General features: G+C 71.2%; 21 protein-coding genes and 1 pseudogene. 18 read left to right on the top strand and 4 right to left on the bottom strand.

Going from position 1 to position 22,459, the window contains the following annotated elements; translation table 11 throughout:
* From ACFE67_RS05990 to ACFE67_RS05980, 3 genes are all read left to right on the top strand, one after another.
* Positions 1-1,014 (top strand): PotD/PotF family extracellular solute-binding protein (locus tag ACFE67_RS05990; protein ID WP_375405960.1); only part of this gene is annotated, 1,014 nt, incomplete at its 5' end.
* Positions 1,011-1,937 carry an ABC transporter permease gene (locus ACFE67_RS05985; RefSeq protein WP_375405959.1) on the top strand — a complete coding sequence of 309 codons (927 nt, stop codon included), beginning with the start codon at positions 1,011-1,013 and terminating at the stop codon, positions 1,935-1,937. The genes ACFE67_RS05990 and ACFE67_RS05985, both read left to right, overlap by 4 nt.
* Entirely contained in the window at positions 1,934-2,836 is a 903-nt protein-coding gene (locus ACFE67_RS05980) for an ABC transporter permease (protein ID WP_375405958.1), read from the top strand. The genes ACFE67_RS05985 and ACFE67_RS05980 overlap by 4 nt, the downstream gene beginning before the upstream one ends.
* Positions 2,837-2,847: 11 nt before the next feature.
* Here ACFE67_RS05980 and ACFE67_RS05975 read toward each other — a convergent pair whose 3' ends face one another.
* The 4 genes from ACFE67_RS05975 to cofD all read right to left on the bottom strand — a co-directional run bounded on the left by ACFE67_RS05975 (position 2,848) and on the right by cofD (position 8,156).
* On the bottom strand, positions 2,848-4,473 hold the full coding sequence (locus ACFE67_RS05975; protein WP_375405957.1) for an amidohydrolase: 1,626 nt from the start codon (positions 4,471-4,473) through the stop codon (positions 2,848-2,850).
* Complete coding sequence (locus ACFE67_RS05970; protein ID WP_375405956.1) at positions 4,470-5,882, bottom strand: NAD(P)/FAD-dependent oxidoreductase; 1,413 nt, start codon at positions 5,880-5,882, stop codon at positions 4,470-4,472. Before ACFE67_RS05970 ends, ACFE67_RS05975 begins: the two co-directional genes overlap by 4 nt.
* Positions 5,883-6,031: 149 nt before the next feature.
* Positions 6,032-7,186: a benzoate/H(+) symporter BenE family transporter gene (locus tag ACFE67_RS05965; protein ID WP_375405955.1), complete on the bottom strand. Its 1,155-nt coding sequence runs from the start codon at positions 7,184-7,186 to the stop codon at positions 6,032-6,034.
* Positions 7,179-8,156 carry a 2-phospho-L-lactate transferase gene (gene cofD, locus ACFE67_RS05960; RefSeq protein ID WP_375405954.1) on the bottom strand — a complete coding sequence of 326 codons (978 nt, stop codon included), beginning with the start codon at positions 8,154-8,156 and terminating at the stop codon, positions 7,179-7,181. Before cofD ends, ACFE67_RS05965 begins: the two co-directional genes overlap by 8 nt.
* Before the next feature lie 83 nt (positions 8,157-8,239).
* Here cofD and ACFE67_RS05955 point away from each other — a divergent pair, with 83 nt between their 5' ends.
* The 15 genes and pseudogenes from ACFE67_RS05955 to ACFE67_RS05885 all read left to right on the top strand — a co-directional run.
* Entirely contained in the window at positions 8,240-9,088 is an 849-nt protein-coding gene (locus ACFE67_RS05955) for a nitrilase-related carbon-nitrogen hydrolase (RefSeq protein WP_375405953.1), read from the top strand.
* Positions 9,089-9,181: 93 nt separating this feature from the next.
* The gene (hydA, locus tag ACFE67_RS05950; RefSeq protein WP_375405952.1) at positions 9,182-10,624 is read left to right on the top strand and encodes a dihydropyrimidinase; all 1,443 of its coding nucleotides are present in this window, start codon (positions 9,182-9,184) and stop codon (positions 10,622-10,624) included.
* Positions 10,624-11,652: a TIGR03842 family LLM class F420-dependent oxidoreductase gene (locus ACFE67_RS05945; RefSeq protein ID WP_375405951.1), complete on the top strand. Its 1,029-nt coding sequence runs from the start codon at positions 10,624-10,626 to the stop codon at positions 11,650-11,652. Before hydA ends, ACFE67_RS05945 begins: the two co-directional genes overlap by 1 nt.
* Positions 11,652-12,515, top strand: coding sequence for an ABC transporter permease (locus ACFE67_RS05940; RefSeq protein ID WP_375405961.1), 864 nt, complete (start codon positions 11,652-11,654; stop codon positions 12,513-12,515). Before ACFE67_RS05945 ends, ACFE67_RS05940 begins: the two co-directional genes overlap by 1 nt.
* The gene (locus ACFE67_RS05935) at positions 12,512-13,312 is read left to right on the top strand and encodes an ABC transporter ATP-binding protein (protein WP_375405950.1); all 801 of its coding nucleotides are present in this window, start codon (positions 12,512-12,514) and stop codon (positions 13,310-13,312) included. The genes ACFE67_RS05940 and ACFE67_RS05935 overlap by 4 nt, the downstream gene beginning before the upstream one ends.
* Positions 13,309-14,073 (top strand): ABC transporter permease, encoded by a 765-nt coding sequence (locus tag ACFE67_RS05930; protein WP_375405949.1) that lies wholly within the window; start codon positions 13,309-13,311, stop codon positions 14,071-14,073. Before ACFE67_RS05935 ends, ACFE67_RS05930 begins: the two co-directional genes overlap by 4 nt.
* Before the next feature lie 80 nt (positions 14,074-14,153).
* A complete protein-coding gene (locus ACFE67_RS05925) occupies positions 14,154-15,335 on the top strand; it encodes an ABC transporter substrate-binding protein (RefSeq protein ID WP_375405948.1) in 1,182 nt (393 codons plus the stop codon).
* 81 nt (positions 15,336-15,416) lie between these two features.
* Positions 15,417-16,742 carry an aspartate aminotransferase family protein gene (locus ACFE67_RS05920; RefSeq protein ID WP_375405947.1) on the top strand — a complete coding sequence of 442 codons (1,326 nt, stop codon included), beginning with the start codon at positions 15,417-15,419 and terminating at the stop codon, positions 16,740-16,742.
* Between the two features lie 140 nt (positions 16,743-16,882).
* Positions 16,883-17,416: a DUF177 domain-containing protein gene (locus ACFE67_RS05915; RefSeq protein ID WP_375405946.1), complete on the top strand. Its 534-nt coding sequence runs from the start codon at positions 16,883-16,885 to the stop codon at positions 17,414-17,416.
* A 2-nt stretch (positions 17,417-17,418) separates the two neighbouring features.
* The gene (gene rpmF, locus ACFE67_RS05910; RefSeq protein ID WP_375388019.1) at positions 17,419-17,622 is read left to right on the top strand and encodes a 50S ribosomal protein L32; all 204 of its coding nucleotides are present in this window, start codon (positions 17,419-17,421) and stop codon (positions 17,620-17,622) included.
* 70 nt (positions 17,623-17,692) lie between these two features.
* Complete coding sequence (gene rnc / locus ACFE67_RS05905; RefSeq protein WP_375405945.1) at positions 17,693-18,313, top strand: ribonuclease III; 621 nt, start codon at positions 17,693-17,695, stop codon at positions 18,311-18,313.
* Positions 18,306-19,218, top strand: a pseudogene (gene mutM, locus ACFE67_RS05900) (bifunctional DNA-formamidopyrimidine glycosylase/DNA-(apurinic or apyrimidinic site) lyase). The gene rnc and the pseudogene mutM overlap by 8 nt, the downstream one beginning before the upstream one ends.
* 133 nt (positions 19,219-19,351) lie before the next feature.
* Positions 19,352-21,163 (top strand): thiamine pyrophosphate-requiring protein, encoded by a 1,812-nt coding sequence (locus ACFE67_RS05895; protein ID WP_375405944.1) that lies wholly within the window; start codon positions 19,352-19,354, stop codon positions 21,161-21,163.
* Entirely contained in the window at positions 21,163-21,849 is a 687-nt protein-coding gene (locus ACFE67_RS05890; RefSeq protein ID WP_375405943.1) for a hypothetical protein, read from the top strand. The genes ACFE67_RS05895 and ACFE67_RS05890 overlap by 1 nt, the downstream gene beginning before the upstream one ends.
* A 94-nt stretch (positions 21,850-21,943) precedes the next feature.
* On the top strand, positions 21,944-22,459 hold a 516-nt coding region (locus ACFE67_RS05885; RefSeq protein WP_375405942.1), incomplete at its 3' end, for a hypothetical protein.

Here is a 22,459-nt window from a genome sequence, read left to right as displayed (position 1 = left end):
GCCGGCGCCGGCGGCAGCGGTTCGCTCAGCCTGTACACGTGGGGGGAGTACGACGACCCGGCGGTGCTGAAGTCGTTCGCGAAGACGGACGGCGGCGCGACCGTCAAGCTCGGCAGCTACGACTCGAACGAGGAGCTGATCGCGAAGCTCACCGCGGCGAAGGGCACCAGCGGGTACGACCTCGTGGTCCCCACCATCAGCTTCATCCCGCAGATGATCGAACTGAAGCTGCTCGAAAAGCTCGACCAGAGCAAGCTGCCGAACCTGAAGAACGTCGACCCGGTGTACCTCGACACGGACTTCGACAAGGGCAACCGGTACAGCGTCCCGAAGGCGTTCGGCGCGAGCGGCTACGTCTACGACACGACCGTCATCACGCGGGACCTGACGAGCTGGAAGGACTTCTTCGACGCGGCCCAGAACGAGGCCGCAGGCAAGACCAGCTTCATCGCGGACCCCAACGAGATCCTCTGGGCGTACTTCTTCTCGATCGGGGAGGACATCAACACCAACGACTCCGGCACGCTCGACGCGGCGAAGGACTTCCTCGTGAAGAACATCGCCCCGAACGTGCAGGCGTTCGAGTCCTACGTCAGCAACACCATCGCCCAGAACGGCCGCGTGCTCGCCCACGCGTTCAACGGCGACGCCCGCCAGGGCATCCTCGGCAACGACGACCGGAACCGCTACAAGTGGGTCAAGCCGTCGGAGGGGGCGGGGCAGTTCGTCGACAACTGGACCATCCCGGTCGGGGCGAAGAACATCGACGCGGCGCACGCGTTCATCGACTACGTGCTCGACCAGGACGTGTCGCTGAAGGAGCTGCTCTACATCGGGTACAACACCGCGGTGACGGGCATCGTCGAGAAGGCCACCGCGGCGGGCGTCGAGCTGCCCGAGCTGATCTTCTACTCCGAGGAGGAGACCAAGAAGCTGGTCTTCGACATCGTCCCGGAGTCGCAGGAGCAGCGCGTCGCGATCTTCAACGACATCCAGGCGGCGGCGGGCGCGTGACCGCGGACGCCCTCGCGGCCCCACGGGTCCGCAGCCGACGCCTCCGGTGGAACGTCGGCGTCCTCGCCGTGCCGGTGTCGGCGTGGCTGCTGTTCTTCTTCATCGCGCCGTTCATCGTCATCCTCTGGTACTCCTTCGGCGACAAGCCGAGCCTGTACATCACCCACGACAACTCGGTGCTGTCCCTCGGCCGGTTCGCGGAGGCGCTGAACCCCACCTTCCTCACCGTCTTCGGGCGGACGCTGCAGATCGCGCTGGTCGGCACGCTCGCCTGCCTGGTGATCGCGTTCCCGATGGCGTACTGGATGGCGGTGAAGCTGCCGGCGAAGTACCAGGGCATCGCGCTGGCGCTGGTGCTCGTGCCCTACTGGACGAACTTCCTGGTCCGGACGATCGGGTGGCAGATCGTGCTCAGCCCCACCTCGTTCGTCGCCGACATCTCGCGGTCCCTCGGGCTCGGCACGCCGGAGCTGCTGTACACGACCGGCGCGGTGCAGCTCGGCGTCGTCTACAACTACCTGCCGCTGATGATCCTGCCGCTCTACGTCACGCTCGAGCGGCTCGACCACCGGCTGCTGGAGGCGAGCCGCGACCTCGGCGCGAACGCGGCCGAGACCTTCCGCCGGGTGACCCTCCCGATCGTGATGCCCGGCATCGGGGCCGGACTGCTGCTCGTGTTCGTCCCGCTGATGGGCGACTACATCACGCCGAGCGTGCTGGGCGGCGCGGCCGGCAGCATGATCGGCCAGCAGGTCGCCTCCCAGTTCACCGTCGCGCAGAACTGGGCCCTCGGCAGCGCGATGGCCATCGTGCTGATGCTCGCGATCATCGCGGTCGTGGTCGTCTTCGCGCTGCTGTTCCGGGTGGTCCGGATGGTCATCGACCGGTTCGAGCACGTCGCACTCCTGGAGCGGGACGCATGACCGCGGTCACATCCACCCCCGCCGCCGCCGCACCGACGGGCCGGAGGCGGCGGCGCGACCCCGGCACCGTGCTGCTCGGCATCTGGGGCGTGCTCGGGTTCCTGTTCCTCTTCTTCCCCGTGCTCGTCATCGTGGCGTACTCCTTCAACGAGGGCCGGCTGCTGCAGACGTACCGCGGTTTCGGGCTCGGCGCCTACGTCGATGCGCTCAGCAACTCCGCGATCACGAGCGGCGTGCAGGTCTCCATCTACGTCGGCGTGTGCTCCGCCCTCGTCGCCGCGGTGCTCGGGTCGTTGGCCGGGGTCGCGATCGCGCGGCGCGCCGGCGCCCGGTGGATCGGCTGGCTCACCGCGCTGCTCGCGCTGGTGCTGGTCACGCCGGAGATCGTGAACGCCGTGTCGCTGCTGCCGTGGTTCGTCACGCTCGGTACGGAGTGGGGCCTCACGCCGATGAACTCCGGCATCCTCCGGCTGATCGTGGCGCACTCGCTGTTCTCCTGCGCGGTCGTCACCTTCATCGTCCGCGCCCGGATGGCGGGCCTGTCCGCGTCGCTGGAGGAGGCCGCCGCCGACCTCGGTGCACCCCCGATCCGCCGGTTCTTCGACATCACTTTCCCCCTGATGCGGCCCGCCGTCATCTCGGGCGCGCTGCTGTCGTTCACCCTCAGCCTCGACAACACGGTGCTGTCGAGCTTCGTCTCGACCGCCGACGCGACCCCGTACCCGGTCTACGTCTTCGCGTCGATCCGTTCGTCCCTCCGCCCGGCGATCGCCGCGATGTCGACCCTGATGCTGCTGCTCACGCTCGTCGCGCTCGCCCTGGTGGCGGTGGTGCTCGTGACCTCGCGTCGGCGCACGGGCGAGGGCATGAGCCTCGCCTCCACCCTCGCCGGCGGCTAACCCGCGAAGAATCACCCGAAGACGACGCGGCCGCCGACGACCGTCGCGGCCACGCTCGCGGCGCCGATCTCCGCCGCAGGCGCCGCCGTGATGTCCCGGTTCAGGATCGCCAGGTCGCCGGCGAGGCCGGGCAGGAGGCGCCCGGCGCGGTCCTCGTCGTGGTTCACGAACGCCGATCCGGCCGTCGCGGCGGTGAGCGCGTCGCCGAGGGACAGCGCCTGCTCGCCCCACAGCGGCTCCGCGGGCGGGGCGCCGAACAGGGCCCGGTTCACCGCGACGTGGATGATCTGCAGCGGGTCGGCCGTGGTCACCGACCAGTCGCTGCCGAACGCGAGCACGGCGCCGGACCGCGCGAGGGAGCCGAACGGGTACTGCCAGCGAGCGCGCTCCGGGCCGAGGAACGGGATGCAGAGGTCGTCCATCTGCGGCTCGTGCGTCGCCCAGTAGGGCTGCGCGTTCGCGATCACCCCGAGCCGGGCGAACCGCGGCACGTCGTCCGGGTGGATCACCTGGATGTGGGCGAGGTGGTGCCGGGCGTCCCGGACGCCGTTGGCCACGCGGGCCGCCTCGATCGCGTCGAGCGCCTCCCGTACCGCCCGGTCGCCGATCGTGTGGACGTGCAGCTGGAACCCCTCCGCGTCCAGCGCGATCGCCGCCTCCCGCAGCACCGCGGGATCGACGAAGCTCTTCCCCGTCTCGCCGCTGTCGTGTCCGTGCGCGTCGAGGTACGGCGTGAGCATCGCCGCGGTGAAGTTCTCCGGCACCCCGTCCTGCATGATCTTGACGCTCGTCGCGCGGAACCGCTCGCGGCCGGCGGCGAGCGCCCGGCGCTCGACCAGTTCGGGGACCTGTTCGAGCCCGCGGTCCCGCTCCCACCACAGCGCGCCGATGACGTGGGCGACGATCTCGCCGCGGTCGGCGAGGCGGAGGGAGGAGGCGAGCAGGTCGGGCAGGCCGTGGACCGTGCCGATCATCGCGTCCTGCCAGCCCGTGATGCCCCAGGCGAGCAGCTGCCGCTGCGCGACGAGGAACGCCGCATCGATCTCGTCATCCGTCGTCGGCGGCAGCAGGTCGGAGACGAGGTCCATCGCCCCCTCCTGCAGCATGCCGATCGGCCGCCCGTCGGCACCCCGCTCGATGCGGCCGTCGACCGGATCGGGCGTGGAGGCGGTCACGCCCGCCCGTTCGAGCGCCGCGGTGTTGACCCAGGCACCGTGGCCGTCCCGGTTGGAGAGGAACGCGGGCCGCCCGTCCGTGACCGCGTCGAGCGCGGCGGCGGTCGGCACCCCGCCCGGGAACGCCTCCATCGCCCAGCCGCCACCCCGGATCCACTCGAGGTCCGGGTTCGCGGCGCAGTACGCGGCGATCCGGTCGAAGTAGGCGGTGGCGGTGGTCTCGTCGTTCAGCGCGAGCCGGAGCAGGTCGATGCCCGCGTGGTACGGATGGATGTGGGCGTCCTGGAAGCCCGGCGTGACGAGCCCCCCGCGGGCGTCGAGCTCGGGCGTCCCCGGCTTCGCGCGGTCCACCGCGTCCTCGCCGATCGCGGCGATCACGCCGCCCTGCACGAGCAGCGGTGCGTCGACGACGCCCGCGGGGGTGAGCAGCCGGCCGTCCTGGACGAGCAGGTCCCCGCTCACGAGTCGAACCCCAGACCCACCGCGTCGAGCGTTTTCAAGAACAGTCCCCGTCTTCCTTCGTCGTGGTCCGCGCGGTTCAGCGCGAACCGGGTCGCCTGCACCGCGGGCCAGGTCAGCGGCTCCGGCGGGAACGGCAGCGGCGTCGAGCGCACCATCGGGTTCGTCGTGCGCCGCGTCTGCAGCCCGTCGAGCAGGTCGAGCATCACGTCCGCCGCGTAGTGGGTCGCCGCGACCCCGAGCCCGGTGAAGCCGAGCGCGTAGGTCACCCGGCCACCCCACGCGGTGCCGAAGAAGGCGCAGAACCGCGAGCAGGTGTCGATCGCGCCTGCCCACCGGTGGCTGAAGCGCACGTCCTCCAACTGCGGGAACGTCGTGAAGAAGTGCTGCGCGAGGGTGCGGAAGGACTGCGGCCGCTCCTCGTACTCCGGCCGCACCCTGCCGCCGTAGTGGTAGATCGCGTCGTAGCCGCCGAACAGGATCCGGTCGTCGTCGGTGAGTCGGTAGTAGTGGAACTGGTTCGCGCTGTCGGCGATCCCCTGGCGTCCCTGCCAGCCGATCGCCGACCGATCGGCGGCGGAGAGCGGCTCCGTCATCAGCACGGAGTCGTAGACGGGCACGGTGAACAGCCGGAGGCGCTTCAGGAGCGTCGGGAACGCGTTCGTCGCCAGTGCGACGCGTCTCGCCGTCACCGTCGCGCGAGCCGTGGTCGCGCCGACGCCGCCGGTGACCCGCTCGATGCCGAGCACCGGGCTGCGCTCGAACAGCTCGACGCCCGCCGAGGCGCACGCGTGCGCGAGCGCATCGACGAGCCGCGCCGGGTCGACGATCGCCGAGTCGCGGGGGCGCAGCACGCCGGCGAGGTAGGTGGGGGAGGCGACCGCCGCGCGCATCGCCGGCCCGTCGAGGAAGACCGCGCGCTCGCCGTCGACGTCATCCGCCATCCAGGGCACCTGGTGCGGCTCGGTGGCGACACCGTAGACGCCGGTGCGCTCCCAGTCGGCGTTCCGCTCGAAGCCGAGCACGTCGGCCTCCATCGCGTCGAGGTTCTCGAGCCCATCCGCGTCCAGCGCGTCGTAGCCGGTCGTGAACCGCGTCCTCCCGTTCGATTCGCCATGGGTGAGGCTCGCCTCCGCGAAGCCGCCGTTGCGGCCGGAGGCGGCCCAGCCGTTCGTCCGCGCCTCCAGCACGACGACGCGGGCGGCAGGGTCGCGCCGCTTCGCCGCGAGCGCGGTCCAGAGCCCGGTGTATCCGCCGCCGATGACGAGCAGGTCGCAGGCGAGATCCGCGGTCAGCGCAGGTCGCCGATCGCCGGGCGTGCGCTCGATCCAGAAGCTGCCGGGCCGGCTGCCCTCCAGTGCGCGGTCGACGAGACGATCGTCGACCGGTCCGTCGAATACGGTCTTCGGCATCGCAACCCCCGGGTGTGGACGACGGATCCCATCGTGTCCGTGGCGTCCGAGCGAGCGTATCGACCGCGATGGCACGGGCGAACGACGGATTCCGTTTTGAAGGAGTTTTCCGGCCGAAGGCGCGGAAACTCCTTCGAAACGGAATCGGGTCAACGGGGCGAAGCCCGCCTGGTCAGGAGGGCGAGGGCGAGCCCGCCGACCAGCAGGCCCCAGAAGGCGCTGCCGATGCCTGCCACGGCGATGCCCGAGCCGACGACGAGGAAGGTGACCGCGGCCGCGACACGGGTGTCCGGCCGGGCGACGCCTGAGGAGATCGCGCCGACGAACGCACCGATCAGCGCGAGTCCGGCCGCCGCCTCCACGAGCGCGGGAGGGGTGTCGCCGACGAGACCCGCGACGACCCCGGCGATGCCCGCGAGCACGAAGTAGGTGCAGCCGGAGGCCACGCCCGAGATCCAGCGGCGCGACCGGTCCTCGCCCGCGTCCGGCCCGATCATGATCGCGCCCGAGATGGCCGCGAGGTTCAGCTGCACCGCCCCGAGCGGCGCGACGAGCGCGCTCACAGCGCCGGAGGCGATCAGCGCGACACGGGTCGGCGGGCGGTACCCGTTCGCCGTCAGCACGGCGATGCCGGGCAGCTGCTGGCCCGCCATCGTCACGAGGTAGAGCGGCACCCCGAGGGCGATGACGCCGACCGGGTCGAGCGCGGGCGCGACGAGCCGCGGGACCGGCGCGAGCGCGGAACCCGCGGCGCCCTGCAGCACCGTGACGACGACGGCCGCGATGATCACGACCGGTCCGGCAGCGCGCGGGGCGATCCGGGACAGCATGAGCCACACGAGTACGAGCGGCAGCACCGTCCAGGGCGTCACCACCGCCTCCCGCACCGGCGCGAGGCAGAACGGCAGCAGCACGCCGGCGAGCAGCCCGCCCGAGAGCGCAGCAGGGATCCGGTCGATCCACCGCGCGAACGCGGGGACCACGCCGGTCACGACGCCGAGCAGACCGGCGAGCATGAAGGCGCCGACCGCGGTGCCGAACGAGTCGGGATGCGCCGCGACCAGCAGCGCGGCCCCCGGCGTCGACCAGGCGAAGCACACGGGGATCTTCAGGCGCAGGGAGACCGCGATCGACAGGGCGCCGTTCGCGACGCAGAGCGCTGCGAGACCGGAGGCCGCCTGCTCGGCGGTCGCGCCCGCGGCGGTCAGGCCGGCGAGCAGCACGGCGACCGACCCGAAGAAGCCGGTGACGGTGCCGACCACCCCGGCGGTGACTGGTTGCAGCGCGGTGGCGCGGCTACTCACGAACGGACCGGGCGAGCGACAGCGCGGCGGCGGCCATCCGAGCGGTGGTCTCGTCGTCGGTCATCCAGAGCGGCACCGCGCGCGCTGCGATGCCGGCCGCGGTGAGCGGGTCGACCGTGGCGGCGTCGACGTCGTCGACCAACCAGCCGTCGAGCAGCCCGGCCGCCGGTCGGGCGCCGTAGTGCAGTGCGACGGCGCCGGCATCGGTGGCCACGCCGATCGCGGTCAGGCAGACGTCGCCCATTCCGCGGACCACCGAGCCGCCGATGACGGGGGAGACGCCGACGACCGGGGCGCTCGTCTCCCGCAGCGCCGCCCGGATCCCCGGGATCCCGAGGATCGTGCCGATCGACACGACCGGGTTGGAGGGTGCGACGAGCACGACGTCCGCCTCCATGATCGCCTCCCGCACGCCGGGGGCGGCGGTCGCCGTCTCGACCCCGTGCTGCACGAAGCCGAGCGCGGGCACCGCAGCTCGGGTGCGGACCCACCACTCCTCGAAGTGCAGCTCGCCCTCCGCGGTGACGACATGGGTCTCCACCTCCTGATCGGTGGCGGGCAGCAGCCGCACCCCGAGCGGCCAGCGCGCGGTCAGCCGTTCGACGACGGCGGACAGCGGCAGACCCTCCTTCAGCAGCGCGGACCTGGCGATGTGGGTGCCGAGGTCGAGGTCGCCGAGGGTGAACCACGGCCAGCCGACGCCGTACGCGGTCAGCTCGGCGCTCACCCGCAGGCTCTCGCCGGCGCGCCCCCAGCCGCGCTCGTCGTCGTTCACGCCGGCCAGGGCGTACATCAGCGAGTCGAGGTCGGGCGTCACCCGCAGGCCCGCGAGCCACAGGTCGTCGCCCGTGTTCGCCACGACGGTGATGGCGGCGGGGGAGGAGGTGCGTCGGGCGAGGGTGCGCAGGCCGCGGACGAACTTCGCCCCGCCGACGCCTCCTGCCAGGACGACGATGCGGTCGGTGGCCATCCGGGTGAGCCTACGAGTGTCACCAGCAGCGAAGGAAACGTGACGGTAATACCCCCGTAACGCGCGGGGAGGATGCTGATTCGATGAGCACCATCAGAGCGGCCATCACCCAGACCACGTGGACCGGTGACACGGCGTCGATGCTCGACAGGCACGAGGGCTTCGCCCGGACCGCCGCGGCGGACGGCGCGCAGGTCGTCTGCTTCCAGGAGCTGTTCTACGGCCCGTACTTCGGGATCACGGAGGACGCGAAGTACTACGACTACGCGGAGCCGGCGGACGGCCCGATCGTGACCCGCTTCGCGGCGCTCGCGAAGGAGCTCGGGATCGTGCTGATCCTCCCGATCTACGAGGAGGCGCAGGCCGGCGTGTACTACAACACGGCGGTCGTGGTCGACGCGGACGGGACGGTGCTCGGCAAGTACCGCAAGCACCACATCCCGAACCTCGACAAGTTCTGGGAGAAGTTCTACTTCCGGCCGGGCAACCTCGGCTACCCGGTGTTCGACACGGCAGTCGGCAAGGTCGGCGTCTACATCTGCTACGACCGGCACTTCCCCGAGGGGTGGCGCGAGCTCGGGCTGAACGGCGCGCAGATCGTCTTCAACCCGAACGCGACGAAGCCCGGGCTCTCCAACCGGCTCTGGGAGATCGAGCAGGCCGCCGCCGCCGCCGCGAACGGCTACTTCGTCGCCGCCCCGAACCGGGTCGGCCGCGAGGACAACGAGTACGGCGACCTCGCGGTCGACTTCTACGGCTCGAGCCAGTTCCTCGACCCGCGCGGCAACTGGGTCGGCGACCTCGGCTCGAAGACCGAGGAGGAGGTCCTGATCCGCGACCTCGATCTCGACCTGATCCGGCAGGTGCGGAACGACTGGCAGTTCTACCGGGACCGCCGCCCCGACTCCTACACCGCGATCACCGCCCCCTGAGGTGTTCACCGATCAGGGGATCCGGTGCGGCGAAGCCGCCCTCCGGATCCCCTGATCGGTGATCACCGGCCCTGAAGACGAGAGAGGAGCCCCATGGCGAAGACGCTGATCAAGAACGGCACGGTCGTCAACGCGACCGGCACCGCCCAGGCCGACGTGCTGATCGACGGCGAGACGATCGCGGCGGTCCTGGCACCCGGCTCCACCCTCCTCGGCTTCGACGTCGAGGGGAACGTCGACACCGTGATCGACGCGGCCGGCAAGTACGTGATCCCCGGCGGCGTCGACGCCCATACCCACATGGAGATGCCGTTCGGCGGCACCTTCGCCTCCGACACCTTCGAGACCGGCACGCGCGCGGCGGCGTGGGGCGGCACGACGACGATCGTCGACTTCGTCGTGCAGTACCCGCACGAGCAGGTGATCGACCGATACGCCGCGTGGCAGGAGAAGGCCGCCGGGCAGTGCGCCATCGACTACGGCTTCCACCAGATCCTCTCCGACGTGCAGCCCGGCAGCCTGACGGCGATGGACGAGCTGATCGCGGAGGGCGTCACGAGCTTCAAGCTCTTCATGGCCTACAAGGGCGTGTTCCTGTCGGACGACGGGCAGATCCTTCGCGCCTTCCAGAAGGGCGCGGAGAACGGCGCGCTGATGATGATGCACGCCGAGAACGGCTCCGTCATCGACGTCCTCGTCGAGCAGGCCGTCGCCGCCGGCAACACCTCCCCGCTGTACCACGGGCTGACGCGCCCCTGGCAGGCGGAGGAGGAGGCGACCCACCGCGCGATCATGATCGCCGACCTCACGGGCGCCCCGCTCTACGTCGTCCATGTGTCCGCGAAGCAGGCGGTCGAGCAGATCGCAGCGGCGCGCGACCGCGGCGCCAACGTGTTCGGCGAGACGTGCCCCCAGTACCTCTACCTCTCGCTGGAGGAGCAGCTCGGCGCCTCGAGCGAGGAGTGGGGCTCGTTCGAAGGCGCGAAATGGGTCTGCTCGACGCCCCTGCGGTCGCGGGAGGAGGGCCACCAGCACCACATGTGGCAGGCGCTCCGCACGAACGACCTGCAGATGGTCTCGACCGACCACTGCCCGTTCTGCATGCGTGGCCAGAAGGACATGGGGGTCGGGAACTTCGCGAAGATCCCGAACGGCATCGGCTCCGTCGAGCACCGGATGGATCTGCTGTACCAGGGCGTCGTCGACGGCCACATCACGCTGCCGCGCTGGGTGGAGATCACCTCCACCACGCCGGCTCGGATGTTCGGGATGTACGGGAGGAAGGGCGTGATCCAGCCCGGCGCGGACGGCGACGTGGTCGTCTACGACCCGAACGGCCACACCTCCATCGGCACGGCCGCGGGCCGCACCCACCACATGAACATGGACTACTCGGCGTGGGAGGGATTCGAGATCGACGGCCACGTCGACACGGTCGTCTCCCGCGGCAAGGTGATCGTCGACGACAGCGGCTACGTCGGCACGAAAGGCGACGGCAAGTACGTGAAGCGCTCCCTCTCGCAGTACCTCATCTGATGGACTTCGGCGCCGTACTCCAGACGAATCCGCCCGCGTCGCGGGCGATCCACCTCGCGAAGCTGGCCGAGCAGTTCGGGTTCAGCCACGTGTGGACGTTCGACTCCCACCTGCTGTGGGAGGAGCCCTACGTCATCCACTCCGCGATCCTGAACGAGACGAAGCGGATCAAGGTCGGCCCGTTCGTCACGAACCCCGCGACGCGCGACTGGACCGTCACCGCGTCCGTGTTCGCGACGCTGAACGAGATGTACGGCAACCGCACCGTCTGCGGCATCGGCCGCGGCGACTCCGCCGTGCGGGTCGCGAACGGCGCACCGACCACGCTGAAGACGCTGCGGGAGGCGATCCACGTCATCCGCGAGCTCGCGAACTCGCGGGCCGTCGAGCACAACGGCGCGACGCTGCGGTTCCCGTGGAGCACCGGCTCCGAGCTCGAGATGTGGGTCGCCGCCTACGGGCCGATGGCGCTGAAGCTGACCGGCGAGGTCGGGGACGGCTTCATCCTGCAGCTCGCCGATGTCGACATCGCCGAGTGGATGATCGCGAGCGTGCGGAAGGCCGCCGCGGACGCGGGCCGCGACCCCGACTCGATCACCATCTGCGTCGCGGCGCCCGCCTACATCACGGACGGTACGGAGGCGGGGCTCGCGCACGCCCGCGAGCAGAGCCGGTGGTTCGGGGGGATGGTCGGCAACCACGTCGCGGACATCGTGGCGAAGTACGGCGAGGGGTCGGCGGTCCCGACGGCGCTCACCGACTACATCCGCGCGCGGGAGTCCTACGACTACAACGAGCACGGCCGCGCGGGCAACACGCACACCGCGTTCGTGCCCGACGAGATCGTCGACCGGTTCTGCGTGCTCGGCACCGCGGAGGAGCACATCGCGAAGCTCGAACGCCTCCGGGGCCTCGGCGTCGACCAGTTCGCCGTCTACCTCCAGCACGACAACAAGGAGGAGACGCTCCGGGTCTACGGCGAGACGATCATCCCGGCGCTCCGCGACACGGTCACGGCCACATCGTGATGCGCGCTCGGCCGGTGCTGCTCGGCGTGCTGGGCGTCGTGCTGCTCGGGGTGCTGTGGGAGGCGTACAAGGCGGTCGGTCCGGCGCGCGGCGTCGTGATCGGTGCGACCACCGTGCTGCCGCGGACGAGCGACTCCGCGATGCCGCACCTCGCGACCATCGCGGCGCGGCTCGGCGACCCCGTCCTGTCCGGCGCGTCCGAGCCGCTCTGGCTCGCCGTCGTGAGAGCGGGTGGCGCGACGCTCGCCGTCGCGGCCGGCGGCTGGGTGCTCGGCGTCGTCGTCGGCCTGCTGCTCGCGCTCGTGATGCAGCGCTTCCGCACCGCGGAGTCGGCGCTCCTGCCCTGGGTGGTGCTCAGCCAGACCGTGCCGCTGATCGCGCTCGCGCCGCTCGTCAGCGGCATCGGCGGCCAGATCCGGTTCGGGCAGGCGCCCTGGCAGGACTGGATGACGGTCGCGGTCATCGCCGCGTACCTGGCGTTCTTCCCCGTCTCGGTCGGTGCGCTGCGCGGTCTCGCGTCGCCCGAGCAGGCGCACGTCGAGCTGCTGCGCACCTACGCGGTCGGCTGGTGGTCGACGCTGCTGCGCCTCCGACTGCCGGCGAGCGTGCCGTACCTGCTGCCCGCGCTGCGGCTCGCCGCCGCGAACGCGGTCATCGGCACCGTCGTCGCCGAGGTCGCGGTCGGCCTGCAGGGCGGCATCGGCCGGATGATGCTCGAGACCGCGCAGGCATCGAGCGGCGACCCGGCGAAGCCATGGGCGCCGATCCTCGGCGCGATCGTCGTCGGGCTGATCGCCGCGGCGGTCGTCGCGCTGCTCGGGCAGCTGCTCCGCCGCTTCCGCCGGGGCGAGGTCGTCGCGTGACCGCCGCCGTCGAGGTCCGCTCGGCCGGTCGCACGTTCACGACGCGGGAGGGCACCGTGGTCGCGCTCGACGGCATCGACCTGACCGTCGAGCCGGGCGAGTTCGTCGCACTCATCGGGCCGAGCGGCTGTGGCAAGAGCACGCTGCTGCGGCTCATCGCCGACCTCGACCAGCCGACGACGGGCACCGTGCAGGTGTTCGGCGAGCCCGCTCGCCAGGCGCGGCTGCACCAGGCGTACGGCATCGCGTTCCAGCAGTCGGGGCTGCTGCCCTGGCGCACCGTCGCGGAGAACATCGCCCTCCCGCTCCAGCTGCACCGGTCGCCGAAGGAGGACCGCCGCGCCCGGGTCGACGAGCTGCTCGCGCTCGTCGGGCTGGAGGAGTTCGCGGGGCGCTACCCCGACCAGCTGTCCGGGGGGATGCAGCAGCGGGTCGCGATCGCGCGGGCGCTCGCGGAACGGCCGGGGCTGCTGCTGATGGACGAGCCGTTCGGCGCGCTCGACGAGATGACCCGCGAGCGGATGCAGACCGAGCTCGCCCGCATCGCAGGGGAGACCGGTGCCGCGGTCGTGTTCGTCACCCACTCGATCCCGGAGGCGGTCTTCCTCGCCGACCGGGTCGTCGTGATGTCCCCGCGGCCGGGGCGCATCCGCCGGATCGTGCCGGTCGACCTGGGACCCGAGGCCGAGCGCGGGGAGGGGACGCGCGAGGACGACGCGTTCTTCGCCGCAGTCACCGCCGTGCGCGAGGCGCTGCACGGTGCCCCGATCGATCCGCGCGGGGTCGAGACCCGATGAGGCTCACGCGCGGGTCCGTCATCGCCCCGGTCGTGTTCGGCGTCGCCGTGCTCGTGCTCTGGCAGCTCGCGGTCGTCGTGCTCGACATCAAGCCGTTCGTGCTGCCGTCGCCGCTGCGGATCGCCGGTCTGTTCGTGCAGGATGCGCCGATCGTCGGCCGCGGGATGCTCGTCACCGGCACGAACGCCGCGATCGGGTTCGTGCTCGGCGCTGTCGTCGGCATCGTGCTCGCCGGTGTCGCGGCGTCGATCCGGGCCGTGGACGAGCTGGCGCAGCCGCTGGTGACCGCGGCGTCCGTCGTGCCGCTGGTCGCGCTCGGCCCCGTGCTCTACACGATGTTCGGGGCCGACGCGCAGACTGCGAGGCAGCTGATCGCGGCGCTCGCGGTCTTCGTGCCGGTGTTCGTGAACACGCTGCGCGGGCTGCGGCAAGTGCGTCCCGTGCACCGCGACCTGATGCGCTCGCTCGCGGCGACCCGCTGGCAGGCGACCCGCACCGTGACGCTGCCGGGCGCGCTGCCGCTCGTGTTCACGGGCCTGCGCATCGGGTCGTCCCTGGCTGTGATCTCCGCGCTGGTCGCGGAGTACTTCGGCGGTCCCGTCGACGGGCTGGCGACCGCGATCACCTCCGCCGCCGCTTACAGCAACTACCCGCTCGCCTACGCGTTCGTGCTCGGCGCGATCCTGCTCGGCCTGCTCTTCTTCGTCGTCACCGTCGCCGCCGAGCGGGTCGCATCCCGCCACCGCGCCCCCGCCTCCTGACCCCCCCCACGCACCGTCCGCACCAATACCGCACCACCCCGTCCTGCACCACACGACAGCACCACGGAGAGGCTTCACGCATGAGAACCGCACGTCTGAGAACAGCACCGATCCACCACCTGACGAGGAGGGGCCTGGTCGCCGCAGCGGCCGCCGCCTCGGTCGCGCTCGCGCTCAGCGCCTGCAGCGGCAGCACCACGGGCAGCAGCAGCGACGACTCGTCGGCCGGCGGCACCACGAAGGTGACGCTGCAGCTGCAGTGGGTGCCGCAGGCCCAGTTCGCCGGGTACTACGCCGCACTCGACCAGGGCTTCTACACGAAGGAGGGACTGGACGTCACGATCAAGCCCGCCGGTACGGACACGGTGCCGATCCAGTCGGTCGCGAAGGGGCAGGCGGACTACGCGATCTCCTGGGTGCCGAAGGTGCTCGGATCGATCGAGCAGGGCGTGAACGTGACGGACGTGGCGCAGATCTTCGAGCGCAGCGGCACCACGCAGATCTCGATGAAGGACAAGAACATCACCACGCCGGCGCAGCTCGCGGGCAAGAAGGTCGGCAGCTGGGGCTACGGCAACCAGTGGGAGCTCTTCGCCGGCATGCAGAAGGCCGGTGTGAACACGACGAGCGGCATCAAGCTCGTGCAGCAGGCCTTCGACATGAAGGGCTTCCTCGCCGGCGACATCGACGCGGCCCAGGCGATGACGTACAACGAGTACGCGCAGGTGCTCGAGACGGTCAACCCGAAGACCGGCAAGCTCTACCAGCCGTCCGAGCTGAACGTCATCAACTGGAATGACGACGGCACGGCGATGCTCCAGGACGCGATCTGGGCCGACTCGACGAAGCTGCAGGACAAGGCCTTCCAGGCGACGACGGTGAAGTTCATCAAGGCCTCGATCGAGGGCTGGGTGTACGCGCGGGACCACCCGCAGGACGCGGCGGACATCGTCACGAAGGCCGGCTCCACCCTCGGGGCGAGCCACCAGCTCTGGCAGACGAACGAGGTCAACAAGCTGCTCTGGCCCTCCACCGACGGGCTCGGCGTGATCCGGAAGACGCAGTGGGACCAGACGGTGCAGATCGCCGAGACCACGAAGGACGACACCGGCGCGACGATCATCACGAAGGCACCGCCGGCGACCGCCTACTCGAACACCTACGTGAACACGGCGCTGGCTGAGCTGAAGGCGGAAGGGGTCGACGTGATGGGTACCGACTTCGCGCCGACGACGGTCACATTGAAGGAGGGCGGCAGCTAGCCGCACTCGTCATATATCCGGGGATCTGCTGCTTCCGGCCGCAGATCCCCGGATCCGTGCAAGACCGGGGAGGATGAGGGCATGACGTTGTACGAGGTCCAGGACGCGACCACCGACGCGACCACGCTCGAGCTGGACAGGCACGTGTTCCACTCCTGGAGCGCGCAGGGCGCCCTGAAGCCGCTCGTCATCGCGGGCGGCTCGGGGGCGGAGGTCTGGGATGAGGACGGCAGGCGCCTCCTCGACTTCTCCAGCCAGCTGGTGAACACGAACATCGGGCACACGCACCCGAAGGTCGTCGCCGCGATCCAGGAGCAGGCCGCGATCCTGCCGACCGTCGCGCCGTCGCATGCGAACCGGGTCCGCGGGCTCGCGGCGCAGCGGATCCTCGAGGTGGCGGGGGAGCCGTTCTCGAAGGTGTTCTTCACGAACGGCGGCGCCGACGCCAACGAGAACGCGATCCGGCTCGCACGCCTCGCGACCGGCCGCGACAAGGTGCTCTCCGCCTACCGCTCGTACCACGGCAACACCGGTGCGGCGATCGTCGCGACGGGCGACTGGCGGCGGGTGCCGAACGAGTTCGCCCGCGGCCACGTGCACTTCTGGGGTCCCTTCGCCTACCGCAGTGAGTTCTGGTCGACGACCCCCGAGCAGGAGGCCGAGCGCGCCCTGCACGCGCTCGAGCGGATCGTGGAGGCGGAGGGCCCCGGCTCGATCGCCGCGCTCCTCGTCGAGACCGTGCCCGGCACGGCCGGCGTGATCGTGCCGCCTCCCGGCTGGCTGGCCGGCATCCGCGCGCTCTGCGACCGCTGGGGCATCGTCCTGATCTTCGACGAGGTGATGGCCGGCTTCGGGCGCACCGGCGACTGGTTCGCGTTCCAGAACCCGCAGCTGAATCCCGACCGGATCGTCCCCGACCTGATCACCTTCGCGAAGGGCGTCAACTCCGGCTACGTGCCGGCGGGCGGCGTCATCATCCCGCCGGCGCTCGCGGCGGAGTTCGACACCCGCGTGTTCCCCGGCGGGCTCACCTACTCCGGCCATCCGCTCGCGATGGCGTCGATCGTCGCCGCCATCGACGCGATGCGGGAGGAGGGGATCGTCGAGAACGCCCGGCGTATCGGCACGGAGGTGCTCGCCCCCGCGCTCGCCGAACTCGCCGACCGGCACGCGGTGATCGGCGACGTCCGCGGGCTCGGCGTCTTCTGGGCGCTCGACCTCGTCGAGGACCGCGCGACGAAGGCGCCCCTGCCTCCGGCCGAGATGGCGCGGATCAAGGGTGCGCTCGTGGCCGCCGGCCTGCTGCCGTTCGTGCAGGACAACCGCATCCACGTGGTGCCGCCCTGCATCGTGACCGACGAGCAGGTCGCCCGCGCGATGGCGATCTACGACGCCGTCCTGCCCTGACGGGGAGCGCTTGAGCAGGACTCAGCGCCATCAGCAGGAGCGGGGGCGCGATCGTGTCCTGCTGATGGTGCTGAGACCTGCCGTCGTGCTCAGGTCAGCACCGGCACCTGCGCGCTGCTGATCCCGCGTAAAATCGGCGCGTGAACGTCCGGACCCCCTATGTGCAGCACGTCCGCGACCTCATCAGGGCTCCCGGCGAGATGCGGGAGCGGCACCTCGACGTCACGGTCCCCGAGCACTTCGGAGAGGGACTCGTCGCGGTGCAGGAGGGGTCGCTGCTCGAGATCGACGTGAAGCTCGAGTCGCTGCACGAGGGCATCCTCGCTTCGGGAACCGCGGTCGGCATGGCCGACGGCGAATGCGCCCGCTGCCTCGCACCGGTGTCGCTGCCGGTCCGTGTCGAGTTCGCCGAGCTCTTCGGGTACCCTGCTGACGAACCGTTCGACCACCAGCTCGATGGCGACCTGCTCGACCTCGAGCCGGTGGTGCGGGACGCGGTGGTGCTGGCACTGCCCTTCCAGCCCGAGTGCGTCGGCGGTTGCGAGGACCTCGAACTCGGTCCGGGCATCAGCCTGATCACGGCGGATGCCGTGCGTGAGAAGCCTGCGGACCCCAGATGGGACGCGCTGCAGGCCTTCGCCGCGCAGGATCACGACAGCAGAGAAGAGAAGTAGTCATGGCGGTTCCGAAGCGCAAGCAGTCGCGCTCCAACACGCGCTCGCGTCGTTCGCAGTGGAAGGCCGAAGCGCCGACCCTGGTGAAGACGATCGAGAACGGCAAGGTCGTGTACTCCCTGCCCCACCGCGCCAAGGTGGTCGAGGGCTCGGACGGCGTCCCCCTGTACCTCGAGTACAAGGGTCGCCGCGTCGCCGACGCCTGAGCAGTCGGGCCCGCAGGCGCCCGACCGTGCAGCCCTGACCGCGGCGCTCGGCGTCGCGATCGAATCCGACTTGCTCGAGACCGCCCTCACCCATCGCTCCTACGCGTACGAGCACGGGACCGCCGACTACGAGCGCTTCGAGTTCCTCGGTGACAGCGTGCTCCAGCGCGCCGTCACGATGATGCTGTTCGAGCGGTACCCGGAGGACGACGAGGGCTCCCTCGCGAAACGTCGCGCCGGCCTCGTCTCGACCGTCGCGCTCGCCTCCATCGCCCGCACCCTGCACCTCGGCGACCACCTCCGGCTCGGTCGCGGCGAGGTGATGACCCGCGGAGCGGAGAAGCCGTCGATCCTCGCCGATGCCGTCGAGGCGCTGATCGGCGCCGCCTTCCTGTCGCTCGGCAGCGTGGAGGCGGAGGCGCTGGTGCTGCGGCTCGTGCAGCCGCTCGTCGACGACCCGGCGTCGACCGGCGCGATCACCGACCCGAAGACGGCGCTGCAGGAACTGGCGGCGCAGCGCGGCGCGACCCCGCCGGTCTACGTCGTGGAGGGCGAAGGCCCCGAGCACGCCCGCATCTTCACCGCGACGGTCGCGGTCGGCGAGCTGATCACCTCCACCGGCACCGGTACGAGCAAGAAGCAGGCCGAGGTCGCAGCGGCATGGGAGGCGTTCCGGGCGCTCCATGCCTGAGCTGCCCGAGGTCGAGGTCGTCCGCGCCGGGCTCCAGCCGGCCGTCGCCGGCGCCCTCGTCACGGCGGTCGAGGTCGTCGAGCCGCGCTCCCTCCGGCGCCACCTCGCCGGTCCGCTCGACTTCGAACGCCGGCTCGTCGGGCGCAGGCTCTCCGGCGCGGTGCGGCGCGGGAAGTTCCTCTGGCTGCCCGTCGAGCCGCTGGAGGGGGAGGAGCCCGTCGCCGTGCTCGGGCACCTCGGCATGAGCGGGCAGCTGCTGCTGCGCGCTCCGGAGGCGGTCGCCGACCGCCAGCTGCGGGTGCGGATCGGGCTCGAGCACCCCGAGCACGGCGACCTCGTCGTCGCGTTCGCCGACCAGCGGATCTTCGGCTCGCTCGCCATCGACCCGCTGATGCCGACCGCGGATGGAGCCCCCGGCGGGCTCGGCGACCCTGCGCCGCTCGTGCCCGCGCACGTCGCGCACATCGCCCGCGATCCGCTGGACCCCGCGTTCGACGACGACCTGTTCGTGGCGCGACTCCGGAAGCGGCGGACCGGCCTGAAGCGGGCGCTGCTCGACCAGACCCTCGTCTCCGGCATCGGCAACATCTACGCCGACGAGGCCCTCTGGGCGTCGCGCCTGCACTACGAGTCCCCGACGGACCGGTTGTCGCGGCCGGCCGTGCGGCGGCTGCTCGCCGAGGTCCGCCTGGTGCTCGAACGCGCGCTCGCCGACGGCGGTACCAGCTTCGACGCGCAGTACGTGAACGTGAACGGCGCCTCCGGCTACTTCTCGCAGCGGTTGAACGCCTACGGGCAGCAGGGCAGGCCGTGCCCGCGCTTGCGGCACGTCGATCGTGCGGGAGGCGTTCATGAACCGCTCGAGCCACCTCTGCCCGCGGTGCCAGCGCCGCCCGCGACCCTGAACATCGTTCGCGGGTGAGGGCGACCGGCAGCGTCGCCCGCACCTGAACCCTGCTCAGCCCGCACTCTGCTCGCTCCCGAGAGGCGGTCATACCGTCGTCAGGCGGCCGCCAGGCTGCGGAACCAGGAGCAGTCGTGGCGAAGACGGTCAGCGAGTTCGTGATCGAGCGCCTGCGGGAGTGGGGCGTCAGCCGCGTGTTCGGCTATCCCGGTGATGGGATCGGCGAGTTCGACGGCGCGCTCGGGAAGACGGACCGCGCCGGCGACGGCCTGGAGTACATCCGGCCGACCCACGAGGAGGTCTGCGCGCTGATGGCGACCGCGCACGCGAAGTTCACCGGTGAGGTCGGCGTCTGCATCGCGACCTCCGGCCCGGGTGCGTTCCACATGCTGAACGGTCTCTACGACGCCCGGATGGACAACCAGAGCGTCGTCGCGATCCTCGGCCAGCAGGGCCTCGCCTCGCTCGGCACGGGCGTGATGCAGGAGAACAACCTCGAGCGGACCTTCGCCGACGTCGCCGTCTACGCGCAGACGATCGTGTCGCCGGAGCAGGCGCCCGCCGTGATCGACACCGCGTTCCGCGCCGCCCGGGTGCACCTCGGCCCGGCCGTGATCGTGCTGCCGCACGACGTGCAGGGCATGGCGATGCCGGACCTGCCGCGCGAGAACTGGGTCTCGCGCTCAAGCGCGGTCGCCCCCTCCACCGCCGTCACCCCGCCCATCGACGCGCTGCAGGCAGCGGCGGATCTGATCAACGCTGGCTCGAAGGTCACCTTCATGGTCGGTGCCGGTGCTCGCGGCGCCACGGACGAGTTGCTCGCGGCCGCGGAGATCACCGGCGCCGGCATCATCACCGCGCTGCGCGGCAAGGACGTCATCCCCTCCGACGTCCCGCACCACACCCAGCAGCTCGGCCTGCTCGGCACGCTGCCGAGCAAGCACCAGATGGACCGCTGCGACACCCTCGTGCTGGTCGGCACCAACTACCCGTACCCGCAGTTCCTGCCCGAGACCGGGCAGGCGCGGGCGGTGCAGATCGACCTGAAGCCCGAGCAGATGGGGCTGCGCTACCCGACCGAGGTCAACCTGTGGGGCGACGCGAAGGCGACGCTGACGGCGCTGCTGCCGCTGCTGACCCGCACGGAGGACCGATCCTGGCAGGAGCGGATCGCGGAGGAGATGCGCGGCTGGGAGCGCGAGATGGCCGCGCAGGCGGAGGTCCGGTATCCCGACGGTGTGAACCCGCGTCGGATCGTGCACGCGCTGAACGCGCGCCTGCCGGAGGACGCGATCGTCACCACCGACGTCGGCACCACCGCCGACTGGTACGGCCACCACATCCGCCTCCGCCGCGGCATGCGGGGCGACCTCTCCGGGCGGAACGCCTCGATGTTCTCGTCGATGCCGTACGCGACGGCCGCGAAGTTCGCCCACTCCGACCGCACCGTGGTGTGCCTGATCGGCGACGGCGCCTTCCAGATGCTCGGGATGAACGAGCTGATCACCATCAAGAAGTACCGCAGCCGCTGGGCGAACAGCCGCTTCGTGGTCGTCGTGATGCACAACGACGACCTCAGCCAGGTGTCGTGGGAGATGCGCACGGAGGACGGCAACCCCGTGTACTCCGGCTCGCAGGACGTCGAGAGCGTCGACTACGCCGGCTGGGCGCAGCTGCTCGGCTTCACCGGCGTGCAGGTGCGGTCCGACGACGACGTGGTACCCGCCGTGGAGGCGGCGCTCGCGCATGACGGCATCACCCTGATCGACGCCTACGTCACGAAGAACATCGCGCCGCTGCCCGCCCACATCACGGCGGAGTTCGCGATCAACACCGCGAAGGCGCTGCTGAAGGGCGATCCGCACGCGCTCGGGGCCATCGTCGACTCGGCCGAGGGACTGATCGCCGAGCAGGCGGAACGCGTCAAGGGCACCCTCCACCGCTGATGGCGCGGGAACGCCGTCAGGCGACGGAGCATCGATGGCCGCCGGTGATCGCGCTCGGCGTGGCGCTCGCGCTCTACGGCGCGCTGCCGAGCGAGGTCCCCGTCGTCCTCCGCGCGATCGTCGTGATCGCCGGGATCTCGCTGGTCGTCCCGGTGGTGCTGCTGAACCCGCAGCGCATGGATCGTGAGACGCGGTGGTCGCGTGTCCTCTCCGTAGCGCAGGTGCTGCTGCTGCTCGTCGCGAACCAGGTGGCGCTGGGCATCGTCATCCACGCGCTGCTCACCGCGAAGCACGCCGATGGGCCGATGATCCTCCTCGGGGCCCTGCAGGTCTGGGTGACGAACGTGATCGCGTTCGGGCTCGCGTACTGGGAGCTCGACCGCGGCGGTCCCGTCTCGCGCCGCATCCGGGCCAGGGCGCAGCTGCCGCACGCCGACTTCCGCTTCCCGCAGGATGAGGACGAGGACGCCGTGCGCGAGGTCGCCGTCGGCTCCTCCGCGAGCAGCGGCTGGGTGGCTGCGTTCGTCGACTACCTCTACTTCTCGCTGAGCAACTCGATGGCGTTCTCGCCGACCGACGCGATGCCGCTCACGACCAGAGCGAAGTCGTTGATGGGCGTGCAGTCGTTCATCGCCTTCGTGATCCTCGCGCTCGTGATCGCGCGCGCGGTCTCCCTCCTCGGCTGATCAGGCGGGCAGCCCGAGCACGGATCCCGGCAGGGGCTGTGGGTCCAGCGCAATCGCGACCAGTACCCCGCGACGTGGGTGACACGATTGCCGGGTGCCGCAGGACGTCGTCGAGGTCGCCCGTCGGATCGCGGAGGAGGTCCTCCTGCCGGACGCGGAGGCGGTCGACCGAGCCGAGCGGGTGCCGTCCTCGCACCTGCTGGCCCTCGACGACGCCGGGCTGACCGGGCTCGCTGCGACGAAGCCGTCGTCGGAGGACCGCGTCGACGTGACCGCGGCGCTCGCCGGCAGCTGCCTCGCCACCGCGTTCGTCTGGTTGCAGCACCAGGGCGCGCTCGGACCCGTCGCTGCCGCGAGCGGGCCGGTGGCGCGGTTCGCCCCCGATCTCGCCTCCGGCCGGATGCGCGGCGGCGTGGTGATCACCGCGGTGCGCGGTCCTGCCCCGCTCCGCCTCCATGGCGACCCCGGCGCGTGGACGCTCTCCGGCAGCGCGATGTGGGTGACCGGCTGGGGCACCACGGACGTCCTGCGGGTCGCCGCGGTCGCCGACGACGGCTCGATCACGACCGCGCTGATCGACGTCGGCCCCGGCATGCGGGCCGACCCCGCT

Origin of the sequence: uncultured Amnibacterium sp. (genome assembly GCF_964244015.1) — a bacterium.
Classification (GTDB): domain Bacteria; phylum Actinomycetota; class Actinomycetes; order Actinomycetales; family Microbacteriaceae; genus Amnibacterium.
Note: the sequence above shows the minus strand (reverse complement) of the source record. Positions and strands in the feature narration are given on the sequence as shown.

What these genes read in the sequence shown, in the direction of transcription:
- ACFE67_RS05940 (WP_375405961.1), top strand. Translation starts at nt 11,652, where the DNA reads ATGCGCGCTCGGCCGGTGCTGCTCGGCGTGCTGGGCGTCGTGCTGCTC.
- ACFE67_RS05970 (WP_375405956.1), bottom strand. Translation starts at nt 5,882, where the DNA reads ATGCCGAAGACCGTATTCGACGGACCGGTCGACGATCGTCTCGTCGAC.
- hydA (WP_375405952.1), top strand. Translation starts at nt 9,182, where the DNA reads ATGGCGAAGACGCTGATCAAGAACGGCACGGTCGTCAACGCGACCGGC.
- ACFE67_RS05925 (WP_375405948.1), top strand. Translation starts at nt 14,154, where the DNA reads ATGAGAACCGCACGTCTGAGAACAGCACCGATCCACCACCTGACGAGG.
- ACFE67_RS05890 (WP_375405943.1), top strand. Translation starts at nt 21,163, where the DNA reads ATGGCGCGGGAACGCCGTCAGGCGACGGAGCATCGATGGCCGCCGGTG.
- ACFE67_RS05920 (WP_375405947.1), top strand. Translation starts at nt 15,417, where the DNA reads ATGACGTTGTACGAGGTCCAGGACGCGACCACCGACGCGACCACGCTC.
- ACFE67_RS05955 (WP_375405953.1), top strand. Translation starts at nt 8,240, where the DNA reads ATGAGCACCATCAGAGCGGCCATCACCCAGACCACGTGGACCGGTGAC.
- cofD (WP_375405954.1), bottom strand. Translation starts at nt 8,156, where the DNA reads ATGGCCACCGACCGCATCGTCGTCCTGGCAGGAGGCGTCGGCGGGGCG.
- ACFE67_RS05945 (WP_375405951.1), top strand. Translation starts at nt 10,624, where the DNA reads ATGGACTTCGGCGCCGTACTCCAGACGAATCCGCCCGCGTCGCGGGCG.
- ACFE67_RS05930 (WP_375405949.1), top strand. Translation starts at nt 13,309, where the DNA reads ATGAGGCTCACGCGCGGGTCCGTCATCGCCCCGGTCGTGTTCGGCGTC.
- ACFE67_RS05980 (WP_375405958.1), top strand. Translation starts at nt 1,934, where the DNA reads ATGACCGCGGTCACATCCACCCCCGCCGCCGCCGCACCGACGGGCCGG.
- rpmF (WP_375388019.1), top strand. Translation starts at nt 17,419, where the DNA reads ATGGCGGTTCCGAAGCGCAAGCAGTCGCGCTCCAACACGCGCTCGCGT.